Raw genomic sequence first — 14,169 nt, forward strand, 5'->3', positions numbered from 1 at the left:
AGGGCCGCAGGCCCGACCCCATAGCCCACACCCCACATTTCACACCCCACATCAACATGCTCTGTCCTCACTGCCACTCCGAATTGAAAGACAACGCAACATTCTGCCCCCACTGCGGGAGCGACAAGAACACCGGCTGGAAAGAAGGCGCTGAATATAGCGACCTCGACCTCCCCGACTACGATGAAATTGTCGAAAATGAATTCGGCGAAAAGAAGAAAAAGTCAAGCCCACTTACGATTGTCGCTGTGGTGATTATCGTGCTTGCGTTTATGGCTGCGATGGTTCTTTAAGCGTCTCTTCCAAGCTCTTGAGGGTTTCTTCGGCCGCAGTGAAGTCATAATCGTCAATCTGGTTTCGCAGTTTCTGCAAAAGCGAATCCTGTTCCTGCGAGAACATGATCTTGTCGAGCGAATCGAGAATTCGCTTGCAAGCTGTAAGCGAACAAGATTCTACAGCCGACTTGAGTTCTTCAACCGCTTGAGTGAGCTTGCCTATGGCTTCAGGGTCCACATGCTTGATAACAATGGATGCATTCGACTGCTCGGTGGCGATATTCTGCATGACAATTTTCAAGTCATCAATTAAATCTTCAAGAGCCTCAACAAAGGCGTTGTATTCGCTGTAATTCTGCTCTTTCTTGAGTAGCGAATTTTCAAGCATCACGCCAAGCGTCTGCACATGATAAGAGCCAATAGTCCCGCAAAGTCCCTTTATCGTATGGACGATGCGCGTCGCTTCTTCAAAATCTCCACCTTCAAAGAATTTTTTGAGCTTGACAGCCACACCACCGTAATCGCGTACGAAGCCCTGAATAATCTTGAAGTACAGGTTCTTGTTATCATTGGCGTGGTAAAGCCCCGCTGCGGCATCGAAATTGCGGACTTTCAGGAACATCGCTACAATGCTGTCGTCAGTACCGGCAGGTTTTGCCTCAGGCTCACTTGTTGTCTGCGCGATTGGCATAGAATCAGCTACAGGCAAGTACTGGGCAAGAACATCATAGAGGAGCATGGGGTCAATAGGCTTTGCTATGTAAGAATTCATACCTGCATTGATACAGTCGTCGCGGTCCTTCTGGAACGCCCTTGCACTCATAGCGACAATCGGCACTTTCTTGAAGTACTCATCAGAACGGCTGCGGATGGCCTTTGTCGCATCAAGACCGTTCATGACCGGCATCTGGATATCCATCAGGACCAAGTCGAACGCATTTTTCTTGAGCAGGTCAAGTGCAATTTGGCCATTGGCAGCAACCATGGTTGCAAGGCCCACGCTATTCAAAAGCGATACGGTCAGCTCCTGGTTCATTTCATTGTCTTCAACGAGGAGAATTTTGGCTTCTTTAAAGAAAATCTTATTCTTCTCCGTCTTAACAGCCTTCTGGTATGTCAGCTTTTCTTCGACAGCCTCCTGCATGGCACTTAACAAAGAACTTATCTGCAACGGCTTTGCGACGCAGCTGTTGAATCCGATTTCTGTCGCCAGATGGTAATTTTTCTCGTCAAAGTGAATCGGATGCATCAAGATCTTCGGAATCTTTTTCATGTTAGCCGGAAGGCCCTGCACAAAATCGAATCCATTCATGATCGGCATCTGGTAATCAACTATAAAAAGATCATATGGCGTCTCGCCCGCTTCTTCGTGAGCTTGAATCAAGTCCAAGGCTTCATCAACAGAAGCCGCCTCTTCGACGACGCAGCGCAATTTCGTCAGGTAATGCCTCAGCACATCGCGAAGTCTTTCACAATCATCCACCAACAAGACATTCTTGTTTTTGAATGTCGAAACGGACTTCCACTTGGGTACGGAAGCTTGCTGTGCAATGGGGAGCGTTATCGAGAAATAGAACTTTGAACCCTTTCCGTATTCGCTTTCAACTTGAAGCTCACCACCCATGAGTTCAACAAGAGACTTTGAAATGACAAGTCCAAGGCCAGTTCCACCATACTTGCGCGTAATCGAGCCGTCCGCTTGCGTAAAGGCGTTAAACAGATGCTGCAACTGTTCGCCAGTCATACCGATACCTGTATCGATAACACTGAACGAGAGCTTGACATTGTTCCCTATTACCTGATCCTGCGTTATTCTTAGCGTTATGCTTCCGCTTTCCGTGAATTTGGTCGCATTGTTGATCAAGTTCGTAAAGATCTGAGAAAGGCGCAAGGGATCGCCCATCAGGATTTCCGGAATTTCCGGATCAACATCGACAATCAATTCAATCGGTCGTCCCGCAATTCGAACTTCAGCAAGGGCCGCCACTTCGCCTATCACATCCTGCAACACAAGCTGAGTAATTTCAAGGTCCTGCTTGTTTGCTTCAATCTTCGAGAAATCCAGAATGTTGTTTATGATCCCAAGTAGCGATGTTGCCGCATGGCTAATTCGTTCAATAAATCCAAGCTGGCGTTCATCAAGCTTCGTTTCCTGAATCAAATGCGCCATGCCAATAATGGCATTCATCGGAGTTCGAATTTCATGGCTCATGTTTGCGAGGAACTCGCTTTTGGCTTGCGTCGCATGTTCAGCAATTTCTCGAGCGGCCACAACTTCAGAAATATCAATCATCGAAAGCATGTAACCGACAATTGCATCTTGAACCTTGAGCGTACACGCCTCTCCGCGGAACCATATATCGGTATGCGAATCAAGCGTCTGGAGCTTAAACGTATCTTTCCAAACACCCTGTTCATCAAAAGTCTTTTGCAAAGATTCAACTATTTTTTCAGGCATGCCGCACTTCGACATGTTCTGAAGCGATTGTCCAATCACATCCTTCCAGTCAACAACAAGGTAATCCGTCAATTGCTTGGACATGTACTTGACCTTGCAGTTCTTATCAAAGATGACAAGAATCGAATTACCCGCCGAAAGCATGATCGTATCGAGAATCGTGTCTTTCTGGATACCGCTTGTTTCATCCGAGATCAAGAACAGATAGCGGATGGATCCATCATCTTCGACAAGGAACTGGAATATGACTTTCCACCAGGCGTCTTCGCCAGTACAGCTCTTGACCGGAATAATAATTTGCCGTTCGCTGGCATGCATTTCACCGCCTTTCGAGACTTTATATACAAACTTCTTGAACTGTTCCGAACGGAAAAATTTCCAGAGGATTTCGCCACGGACATCGTTGCCGTTATTGAAAAATTCTGCAATGTAGGCACTCGCATGCAAAATATCAAATGTATCATTGGTCAGGACTATTCTAAAATTGTCGCTCCCTAAGAGCGTTTCAAACATGGTGCTCGAGCTGACACTTTCATTCAGGTCTTTCTGGATGAAGAACTTGAATAGAAACCGCACAATGAGCCATGTGAGAAATATCAGAGCCAATACAACAAGCGCAACGACGAAAATAATGGCGTTCAAGTTTTCCTGGACTTTTGCAACGACCTTGTTTTTCTGGATGACATGAACAACATAGAACGGCGCGTTCTTTAACGGCCTTACCATAAAAATAAACTTGCGATTTTCTATGCTAGTCTTTTCAAAGAGCGTTACATTCACGGAGTCCAGCTTATCAATCTGGATATCGTCCTGAACTAGATGCAGAAGCCCGGCAACCGTATCTGTAACGATATTGTGCAAATTGGTTTCATACGGGAAATACGTAAACAGGCTATCGTTCTCGGAACTCACAAGCATCGTGATTCCGCCTTCGGAGCGGGCAAACTCGCCCATCAGCTGGCGTACTTTCTGCAAGTCTATGTCAATGGCAACGGCTCCCATGAACGAGCGATTTTTTTCCCAAAGCGGATACGAATACGTAAGTACTCGCTTTTTTGCGGTCTCATTGATTTCAGGACCCGTGATGGCAAGCCCCTTATGCCTGGACGCTTCAAGGTACCAAGTCCTTATGCGGAATTCCTTTTTGCTCTCGTTCAGCTTAAAGTCCCTAGCCGAAACATACTTGCCATTTTGCGTTCCATAGTAAATGTCTACAATAAACGAAGACGACTGCAGATGCTTTTTCAGCACCTTCTTGACGTCAGCCTCTTTTGTATGTTGCAAAATCTTCGGAAGCGGCTTGAACTGCTTTTCCAGTTTAGCGAAGAACAGTTCAAGGTCGATAACAACCTTGTCCTGGAATTTTGATTCGGCAGAACTGTACGAAGATGTAATTAATGTAGACTTGATGAAATTCGAAAAAACAATCACCATCACGATGGTAAACACGAGCATCGGTATGGTGTAAACAAGCGAAATACGCCAACTGAGGTGGCGTTTCTTTTCATTTATAGGACTTGGTGTCAATCCTTACATTCCTCGGAAGAAGAAGTGTCTTTGAACTGCTCGTAAATTTCAGGCAGCTGGTCCGCGATTGCCAAGAACGCATCGACGACATCCGGGTCGAACTGCGTACCACGGCCCTTGATAATTTCTTCAACGGCGACTTCGTGAGGATACGGTTCCTTGTAGGGCCTTTTTGAAACAAGGGCGTCATACACGTCGGCAACCGCCATTATCCTTGCGCCTATAGGAATTTCATCTTTTTTCCTGTGGTTCGGGTAACCTTCTCCATTCCAGTATTCATGATGGCCAAGAGCCATTTCGGCTGCAATGCGCACCATCGGGCTATCACGCAATTCCTTTGTCGCTTCCTGAAGAACATCATAGCCCATTTGCGGGTGCTGCATCATGATTTCGCGTTCGTCCTGCGTCAAGGTTCCCGGCTTGCGCAAGATGCGGTCGTGAATACCGACTTTGCCAATATCGTGAAGCGGAGCCGCCGTGGCCAAATTTTCAATATATTCCGGAGTGATTGTATCCGTAAACTTCGGATTCTTGCGAAGTTCTTCAGCAAGCCGCTGGACGATAATCTGCGTACGCTTGATGTGCTCGCCCGTCTCTGGGTCGCGGTATTCAGCAAGGGACCCCAGACTCGTGAGCATGACCTTGAGCGTCTTGCGAAGGTCGGCGGTACGTTCATCAACGAGTTCATGCAGATGGTCTCGCTGAAGCTTTAGCTGGAGCTGATTCTTGATTCGCAGAGTCACAAGAGCCGGATTGAAGGGCTTTGTAATGTAATCGACCGCACCGAGATCAAGACCAATCTGTTCGCTCTTGCTATCGGCCTTGGCAGTTAAGAAAATGACCGGAATCCCTTGCAGAATATTCTTTTCGCGCATGATTCTCAATGTTTCATAGCCATCCATTTCAGGCATCATCACATCAAGAAGAATCAGATCTGGCTTAATCCTTTCCGTGAGTTCAATCGCCTTTTTACCATTAAGAGCAACACAAACTTCATAATCATTCGATAAAATGCCTTCCAAAACATCAATATTCGTCTTGGTGTCATCAACAACTAATATTTTCAAACGAGAACGGTCCATATTCATAATATACGCTCAGTAATCTATATACAGGAACTCATTTTATTCCATCTAAGTACATAAAATAGACTTATTTTTTTGTGGACAATTTTTCAAAACTTTAAACATCCATGCTTTTTTATTTTTTTCACGGCTGAAATTATATTTATTTTGGAAATTGGTCAATAGATTTTGGTCACTAGTCCTTGGTAAGGAGTCTTTATGAAGAAGTTTGTTCCGCTGGTAGCCTTGTTCGCGCTTGGCGTTCAGGCGCAAGAAGTCGTCGAAATAGCCCCGTTCTGGGCGGCACTTGATGACCTTGAACCAGCAGGCATAAACGACCTTTATAACGATCTGAATCTTCCCGACACCATGAAAAAATATGGCCCGTTCCCAGTCAAATGGGAAAGTTCCGATACACTTTTCTTGGGCCACGACGGCCGCATCAACGGACGATTTGTAGGCGAAAACCATGAAGTAACGCTCACGGCAACGCTGTACGACAACGAAAGTACTACAAAACGCGCTGAAAAGCGGTCCTTCAAGGTTTCCATTCACGGCTTTGAACCTTACTCCAACTACCTCTTTGCGTATTTCCCGGCAAACGACAACGAAAATATCTATTACGCCCTGAGTAATGACGGCTACAACTTTACCCCCATGAACAACGGGAAACGAGTCGTTGCTGCAGATACGGTCAGTATCAAGAAAGGGCTCCGCGACCCGCACGTCCTGCGCGCACCTGACGGCTGGTTCTACATGGTGAATACCGACATGAAGAGCGCTGAAGGCTGGGCTAGTAATCGCGGCATGGTGCTGATGAAGTCCCGCGACCTCATCAACTGGAAGCACAGCACGGTGCATTTCCCGGACAAGTACAAGGGCAAGAACTTTGCCAACGTGACCCGCGTGTGGGCCCCGGAAACCATCTGGGACGCCAATTACGTGAACAAGGACGGGAGCAAAGGTAGGCCGCTCGTTTATTATTCGCTGTTGACCGACGACGGCACCATCCCCTACGACAAGGTGTATTTTAATTACGCCAATGAAGACTTTACCGACCTCGAAGGCGACCCGACCCATTTCTTTGACCGTGGCAAATCGACCATTGACATGGACATCGTCTACAATCCTGTAGATAAGCTTTATCATGCATTTTACAAAAACGAGGGCGATGGCGGCATCTGCAAGGTGCAAGCGCAGACTTTAACCTCGGAAAACGGCACTAAAGCCCCGACCTGGTACAAGCGTAGCGGCGCGTTGCAACAGACGACCGAAGCCGTCGAAGGTGCCGGCGTGTTCAAGCTCATCAACCAGAATTCCTGGGTGCTCATGTACGACTGCTACATGAACGGACATTACCAGTTCACAAGCAGCTCCGACCTCGAGAATTTCAAGTTCGTGCAAGACACCAAGACGAGCGGCGCTTTCACGCCCCGCCACGGCACGATTCTCCCGATTACCGCTCAAGAAACGGCGGCGCTCATGAAGGTCTTCCCCACGCCAGATTTCGAACCGAAGGTGATTGAAATTCCGGATTCCATCGGCGTCTGCGACGGCAAGAAAGTCGTAGGTCCGTGCAGCCCGACAAAGATTATCCCGTACGTGAAAGTTGGCGATGACGGCTGGAAAGAAACAACCGACTTGAAAGTCGCCAAGGGCGCTACAGTGCAGCTTGGCCCGCACCCGTGGGATGGCAAAATTTGGAGCTGGGAAGGTCCAGACGGCTTCAAGTCCTCAGCTCGTGAAAACACTCTCAAGAATCTGGACGGCTCCAAGAGCGGCTATTACACTGTGACATACACAAACGAAACTGGCTGCAAGAGCGTCAAGAAAATCAGGATTGTCGTAGATGACCCGGACAAGCCGTATGTAGAACAACCTCCGGTAAGCATTGGTAACCGCGGAATGCGCGAAAACCGCAAGGATTCACGCTTAAACCACAACCCCGTCTATTTCGACTTGCTCGGCAACAGGCTCAAAAGCAAACCGAAGAACGGAATGTTTGTAGTAAGGTAGTTGTTAGTCATTAGTTACTAGTCATTAGTTAAAGTATCGCGGCAGAGCCGCCTAACTGAAACCAATGACCATTGACTAAATGCTGATGACCTTTCTATTAAGCTTTACAAAAGCGTTGACCGGATCGGCGTAATTCCAGACGCCACCGAGCGAAGCGACTCCGGCAGGCGATAGCTTCTTGAAATCGTCAATCGTATCCGTATCGACGCCTCCCCATAAAATGAGGGAGGCTTTTGCGTTTATGCTTAAAGAAGATCCAAGCGTTTCAACAGGTTCAATCGCCGAAAGCGGCCGCATAATCGGGCCGACGAGAGCGCCCGCCACCCATTCCGGGAGCTTTTCGGCTTCTTCCGCATTTTTGCAAAGAGCAACGCAGTTGATGCGTTTCCAGCTTTCAGGGACCTCGCCCATGAAACTTTGCGCATCGCAGACGCAACCGCGAACATCAAGCTCTTCGGCCATGTCTGGCGTTCCACGCACCCAGATGCGGTCGCGCAATTCAATCGGGAGGCCAAGTAGCCAGCGGTCGTAATCGTTGAACGTTGCGCGAGCATTGCCTCCTCGCCCGCGCTTGTCCAAAATCAAACGGGTTAAACCACGGCGAAACATTTCTTCGATATCGTCATGTTCTGCAGCAAAATCATCAGGACAAGTAAAAAGCCAAAGTCGCATAATACAGTTACTAGTTAATTGTTAGTAGTTACTAGAGATGCATTGCAGTATTTTACAAGTTAGTAATTATTAGTAAATAAGACTTAGTTATCAGAGATTTTCTAGTAACTAGTAACTTCAAACTCTTAACTGGCATATTAACGAGATTTCACACATCTGACGGAGAGGGCAAATTCTTCGTAAGCTTCATCGTACGATACGCTGGAACGGCCTTTTTCGAGCATCACGGTGCGGGCGTAATTTGCACGGACCTCATCGGTTGTCCAAAAGTAGGCAAATTCGTCAAAATAACTAGAATACCCCATAAAATAATAGCCACCTTGAATATCCGTAATAAAACCACGCGAAATCAAGGAGTCCGCAGCATGCTCAAAACCGCCCACAGCATAAATCAAGCTATCAAAATCATCTCGTTCCCATACAACCCGATAATTCAGATTTTCCGCCATCCAAACTCGGCCACCAATTTCAACGGTCTTGTAGGTCTGCAAGTCGCGAGCGTCAACGAGAATATTCGAGCGAGAAGTATCGCCTGCCTCAGCACCCGCCAAAGAATCCGAACACGCGCATAGCGCGATTGCTAAAAAGACTGAAACGAATGCCCCTAAAAAATCTCTCATACTAATAAAAAAGATAACTAATTACATTAAACTAATACACTAATCCAAAAATCTCGTAACAAGAAATAGCGTCGGCCACAATCTTAAAAGGCGAATGCCGCGACCATACTTGTATGGTCTTGGTTGAGCCATAAGGTTGGCGCTTGCGCCAGGATGGGTTTAAGTACACCTGCCCTACAAAATTTTTCTATATTTACGCGCGGATTGACGATTTGATGAACAAACCGCCACGGTTAATAACGAGGCACTCGATGGATTTGAAAATACTCCCTCAGCCAGACGATGTTACGTGCGGACCGACTAGCCTACACGCTGTTTACTCCTATCTTGGCTATAACATTCCCCTTAAAAAGCTCATTTCCGAAATTGAATTTCTGGAAGAAGGCGGTACGCTAGGCGTTTTCCTTGGCATCGACGCCCTCAAGCGCGGATTCAAGGCGACCATTTATTCTTACAATTTAAAGATTTTTGATCCGACATGGAGCAAGCTCAAGATGCCCGAACTGCGCGAAAAGCTGGTTCAGCTCCACAAGGCAAAACACGCCCCCAAGCTCAAAAAAGCTATTGACGCCTACATCCGATTCATCGACCTTGGTGGAACAGTCGCAACCGCAGACCTCCGCGCAAGCATGTTCGAAAGCTATTTCAAACGAGGCATTCCGGTGCTTTGCGGCCTCAGCGCCACCTATCTTTATCGTTCCCCTCGCGAATACACAAACGAAAAAGACCTGTCCGTCTTTGACGACATCCACGGCGAGCCGATGGGGCATTTCGTAGTGCTTTACGGACTCGATGAAAAGAAGCAGTTCTTGGTAGCAGACCCGGATTGTACGAACCCGATGGCAAGCGGACCTTATTATAAAGTCGACAAGTTCCGCCTGATCCACAGCATTTTGCTGGGGGTCATGACGTACGATGGAAACATTCTTGTTGTGGAGAAAAAGTAATGAAAGCTCCGGCACTGATGATTACCTGCGAACATGCGAGCAACGCTGTGCCGGATTTTGTCCTGCGCGCTCTCCGCGATTCAAAGATTCCCGATGACGTTCTCGCCTCCCACCGCGCTTATGACATTGGCGCGTACAAAGTATTTTCAAATCTTGTAAAACGTTTAAAGCCGGACTTCCATTGCTCTAGCCGATTCTCGAGACTGGCTGTCGATATGAACCGCAGTGCGACCAACAAGACATTCTTTTCTGAATTTACTGTTGGACTACCAAACACAGTGAAATCGCGCATGCTAAGCCTTTGGCAAAAATATCGCGATAAAATTGAAAGCTTTGTTGCAGGCGTAATACCACCGAACGTGCGCAAAAACGAGAAAAAAGCACCTAAGGACGCGCCTGAAGTTCCGCTCAAGGTCATCCACCTCGGGATTCACAGCTTTACGCCTATATTAAATGGTGTCGAGCGCGATGCCGATGTCGGGATTCTCTATGACCCGAGCCGCCCTGCCGAAGTGAAAATTGCACAAACGCTCATCCAGAACATCCACGAACGCGCCCCGTGGCTTAAAATCCGCAAGAATTACCCCTACCTCGGCAAGTCCGACGGCCTCACCACCACGCTTCGTCAAAAATTCGGCCCAAGTTACGCCGGACTCGAAATAGAGATTAACCAAAAGCTGCTTAATTTTTAAACTTTTTTCAAAAATTGGTTGTCCGTTTTGGGTAATCTTATTTAATTTTAAGCTTGGATTTTTGCCCTTCTTGCGTGTGCCACACGCCGAAGGTGTATATGATCAGATTTTTTTGAAAAAACCTAAAAAATGGAGATAGTCCATGGCAAAAAAGATGATTGCGGTTGATGGTAACGAAGCAACCGCTAACGTCGCCCACAAGTTGAGCGAAGTTATTGCAATTTACCCCATTACCCCGTCCAGCCCGATGGCCGAACATTCCGACAACTGGAGTGCTAAGGGCCAGAAGAACATCTGGGGCCAGGTTCCTCGCGTATTTGAAATGCAGTCCGAAGGTGGTGCCGCTGGTACCGTCCACGGTGCTTTGCAGACTGGTGCCTTGACCACGACGTTCACGGCTTCCCAGGGTCTCCTCTTGATGATCCCGAACATGTACAAGATTGCTGGCGAACTGACCCCCGCAGTCTTCCACGTTACTGCACGTGCTCTTGCCATGCAGGGCCTTTCCATTTTCGGTGACCACTCCGACGTTATGGCTTGCCGCCAGACCGGTTTTGCAATGCTCGCCTCCTCTTGCGTTCAGGAATGCCAGGACCTCGCTCTCGTGGCCCACGCTTCCACGCTCGAAAGCCGCGTTCCGTTTATGCACTTCTTTGACGGCTTCCGCACTTCTCACGAAGTCATGAAGATCGAAGCTCTCGAAGAAAACGTCATCCGTGACGTCATCGACGACAAGTACGTCAAGGCTTGCCGTGCACGCGCTATGACTCCGGACCGTCCGACCATGCGCGGTACTGCCCAGAACCCGGACGTTTACTTCCAGGGTCGTGAAACCGTGAACCCGTTCTATGCAAAGGTTCCGGAAATTGTCCAGAAGTACATGGACAAGGTTGCAAGCTACACTGGCCGTCAGTACCACATTGTGGACTACGTCGGTGCTGCCGATGCAGAACGCGTCATCATTTCCATGGGTTCTTCTACTTGCACCATCGGTGATACCGTCAAGTACTTGAACGGGAAGGGCGAAAAGGTCGGTCTCGTCAACATCCGCCTCTACCGTCCGTTCCCGATGGAAGCTGTCGTTGCCGCTCTCCCGAAGACTGTCAAGAAGATTGCAGTCCTCGACCGCGTGAAGGAACCGGGTTCCGCAGGCGAACCGCTCTTCCAGGACGCCCTCACTGCTATTTCCGAAGCTGTGATGGCCGGCAAGATGGCTATGCCGAAGATGATCGGCGGCCGCTACGGTCTTTCTTCCAAGGAATTCACGCCGGCTATGGTCAAGGCCATCTTCGACGAACTTTCCAAGGCTGAACCGAAGTCCCGCTTCACCGTCGGTATCAACGACGACGTTTGCAACACCTCCCTCACGATCGACCCGAACTTCAAGCTCGAAAGCGATTTCTTCCAGGCTATGTTCTTCGGTCTCGGCTCTGACGGTACCGTCGGTGCAAACAAGAACTCCATCAAGATTATCGGTAACGAAACCGACAACTACGCTCAGGGTTACTTCGTCTACGACTCCAAGAAGTCCGGCTCCATGACGACCTCTCACCTCCGCTTTGGTAAGAGCATCATTGACGCCCCGTACCTCATTGGCGAAAACGAAGCTGACTTTGTCGCTTGCCACCATACTCCGCACCTCGAATCTGTCGACATGCTCAAGTATGCCAAGGACGGCGCAACGTTCCTCGTGAACACTCCGCACTCCGCTGACACCGTTTGGGATACCTTCCCGCGTCCGGTTCAGGAAGCCATCATCAAGAAGCACCTCAAGGTGTTCGTCATCGACGCTTACGCCGTCGCTGCAAAGACCGGCATGGGCCGTCGCATCAACACTGTGATGCAGACCTGCTTCTTCTCCAAGCTCGGTAACGTTCTCGATGCAGAAACCGCTATCAAGTACATCAAGAAGTACGCCGAAAAGACCTACGCCAAGAAGGGTATGGAAGTCGTCCAGAAGAACTGGGACGCTATCGATGCTTCTCTTGCCAACCTCTTCGAAGTCAAGGTTCCGTCTGCTGTCACCAGCACGAAGGAATTCCGCGCTCCGATCCACGGCGACGCTCCGAAGTTCGTGAACGAAGTCACTGCCGAAATCATCAAGGGCAACGGCGAACAGCTCCCAGTCTCCAAGATGCCTGTCGACGGTGTGTTCCCGACCGGTACCACCAAGTACGAAAAGCGCGACCTCGCCCTCAACATCCCGTCCTGGAATCCGGACGCTTGCGTACAGTGCGGCAAGTGCGCTATGGTCTGCCCGCACGCAGCTATCCGTATGAAGGTTGTCGACGAATCCGCTGTTGCTAACGCTCCGGCTGGCTTCAAGTTCACGGCAGCCAAGGGCTTCAAGCTCGAAGGTTCTGCAAAGCCGGTGTTCGCAATCTCTGTTTCCAGCTACGACTGTACGGGTTGCGGCGTTTGTACTCAGGCTTGCATTGGCAAGGACAAGACCGACGCTACCAAGAAGGCTATCAACATGGTTCCGCAGGAACCGATCAAGGAACAGGAAGGCAAGTGCTTCGACTTCTTCGTTGACCTCCCGGAATTTGACCGCACCAAGGTTAACAAGAACCTCGTCAAGCAGGCCATGCTCCTCGAACCGTTGTTCGAATTCTCCGGCTCTTGCGCAGGCTGCGGCGAAACGGCTTACGTACGTCTCGTTTCTCAACTCTTCGGTGACCGCATGGTCGTCGCAAACGCAACGGGTTGCTCTTCCATTTACGGTGGTAACCTCCCGACTACACCGTGGGCCAAGAACAAAGAAGGCCGCGGTCCGGCTTGGGCAAACAGCTTGTTCGAAGACAACGCTGAATTCGGTCTCGGCATGCGCCTCGCTATCACGAAGCATGCCAAGCAGGCTTTGAGCCTCCTCGACGAAGTTGCAGACAAGCTCCCGGCTGATCTCGTTGAAGCCCTCAAGACCCAGACGCAGAACGACGAAGCTGGCATTCAGGCCCAGCGCGCTAACGTCGCCAAGCTCAAGGAAGCTCTTAAGGATGCAAGCGACGACAAGGCTGTAAGCCTCCGCGATGAATTCGCTGACTACCTCGTCAAGAAGTCCGTGTGGATCATGGGCGGTGACGGTTGGGCATACGATATCGGTTACGGTGGTCTTGACCACGTGATGGCCACGGGTGAAAACGTGAACATCCTCGTTCTCGATACCGAAGTGTACTCCAACACGGGTGGACAGGCTTCCAAGTCCACGAACCGTGGCGCCGTCGCCCTCTTCGCTGCCGCTGGTAAGCGCGCTGGCAAGAAGGACCTCGGCCTTATCGCCATGAGCTACAAGAACGTTTACGTCGGCCGTATCGCCATCGGCGCAAACGATGCTCAGGCCCTCAAGGTGCTCCAGGAAGCAGAAGCTCACAATGGTCCGTCCTTGATCATTGCTTACTGCCCGTGCATCAACCACGGTTTCGACCTCAACAACCAGCTTCAACACCAGAAGATGGCTGTCGATTCCGGTTACTGGACGCTCCTCCGCTACAACCCGGCCCTCGCTGCCGAAGGAAAGGCTCCGCTTATCCTCGACTCCAAGAAGCCGACTATTCCGGTTGCAGAATACATCTACACTGAAAACCGCTTCAAGGCCCTCACCCGCACCAATCCGGAAGTCGCTAAGGCACTCGCCGACGACCTCCAGAAGGAAGTGGATGCACGCTTCGCTTACTACGAAGCCATGAGCCAGAACACGGCCGTGTAATTGTAGACAAGTAATGTCATGCCCGACATGATCGGGCATCTCCCTTTACGAAAAGGCTCTCGTTCGAAAGAACGGGGCCTTTTTTTTAGAAGCGGGCATCCACTGCCAAGCGAAGGAGGCTACTCTTGCCGCTCGTTTTTTATACCGAAAAAATAGAGTTTCCATAACGCAAAACAATTATATATTATCGCT

General features: G+C 49.3%; 9 protein-coding genes. 5 read left to right on the forward strand and 4 right to left on the reverse strand.

Going from position 1 to position 14,169, the window contains the following annotated elements; translation table 11 throughout:
• Window positions 1-56: 56 nt before the first annotated feature.
• Window positions 57-293: a zinc-ribbon domain-containing protein gene (locus B7990_RS04260; RefSeq protein ID WP_088639763.1), complete on the forward strand. Its 237-nt coding sequence runs from the start codon at window positions 57-59 to the stop codon at window positions 291-293.
• Here B7990_RS04260 and B7990_RS04265 read toward each other — a convergent pair.
• Entirely contained in the window at window positions 271-4,260 is a 3,990-nt protein-coding gene (locus B7990_RS04265) for a hybrid sensor histidine kinase/response regulator (protein ID WP_088639764.1), read from the reverse strand. The two genes, B7990_RS04260 and B7990_RS04265, sit on opposite strands and share 23 nt — an antisense overlap.
• Complete coding sequence (locus tag B7990_RS04270; protein ID WP_173353735.1) at window positions 4,257-5,342, reverse strand: HD-GYP domain-containing protein; 1,086 nt, start codon at window positions 5,340-5,342, stop codon at window positions 4,257-4,259. The genes B7990_RS04265 and B7990_RS04270 overlap by 4 nt, the downstream gene beginning before the upstream one ends.
• Window positions 5,343-5,543: 201 nt before the next feature.
• On the opposite strand from B7990_RS04270, the gene B7990_RS04275 reads away from it, so the two are divergent.
• Entirely contained in the window at window positions 5,544-7,340 is a 1,797-nt protein-coding gene (locus tag B7990_RS04275) for a glycoside hydrolase family 43 protein (RefSeq protein ID WP_088639766.1), read from the forward strand.
• Window positions 7,341-7,415: 75 nt separating this feature from the next.
• Here the strand turns inward: B7990_RS04275 and B7990_RS04280 are convergent, their stop codons facing one another.
• Both B7990_RS04280 and B7990_RS04285 read right to left on the reverse strand, forming a co-directional pair.
• On the reverse strand, window positions 7,416-8,012 hold the full coding sequence (locus B7990_RS04280) for a hypothetical protein (RefSeq protein ID WP_088639767.1): 597 nt from the start codon (window positions 8,010-8,012) through the stop codon (window positions 7,416-7,418).
• 137 nt (window positions 8,013-8,149) lie between these two features.
• Window positions 8,150-8,632: an FISUMP domain-containing protein gene (locus B7990_RS04285; RefSeq protein ID WP_088639768.1), complete on the reverse strand. Its 483-nt coding sequence runs from the start codon at window positions 8,630-8,632 to the stop codon at window positions 8,150-8,152.
• Window positions 8,633-8,883: 251 nt separating this feature from the next.
• Here B7990_RS04285 and B7990_RS04290 point away from each other — a divergent pair, with 251 nt between their 5' ends.
• From B7990_RS04290 to nifJ, 3 genes are all read left to right on the forward strand, one after another.
• On the forward strand, window positions 8,884-9,579 hold the full coding sequence (locus B7990_RS04290; protein ID WP_088639769.1) for a peptidase-C39 like family protein: 696 nt from the start codon (window positions 8,884-8,886) through the stop codon (window positions 9,577-9,579).
• Window positions 9,579-10,271, forward strand: a complete 693-nt coding sequence (locus tag B7990_RS04295; protein ID WP_088639770.1) for an N-formylglutamate amidohydrolase — start codon at window positions 9,579-9,581, stop codon at window positions 10,269-10,271. Before B7990_RS04290 ends, B7990_RS04295 begins: the two co-directional genes overlap by 1 nt.
• A gap of 142 nt (window positions 10,272-10,413) precedes the next feature.
• On the forward strand, window positions 10,414-13,977 hold the full coding sequence (gene nifJ / locus B7990_RS04300; RefSeq protein ID WP_088639771.1) for a pyruvate:ferredoxin (flavodoxin) oxidoreductase: 3,564 nt from the start codon (window positions 10,414-10,416) through the stop codon (window positions 13,975-13,977).
• The last annotated feature ends 192 nt before the right edge of the window (window positions 13,978-14,169 follow it).

Origin of the sequence: Fibrobacter sp. UWB4 (assembly GCF_002210345.1) — a bacterium.
Taxonomy (GTDB): Bacteria; Fibrobacterota; Fibrobacteria; order Fibrobacterales; family Fibrobacteraceae; genus Fibrobacter.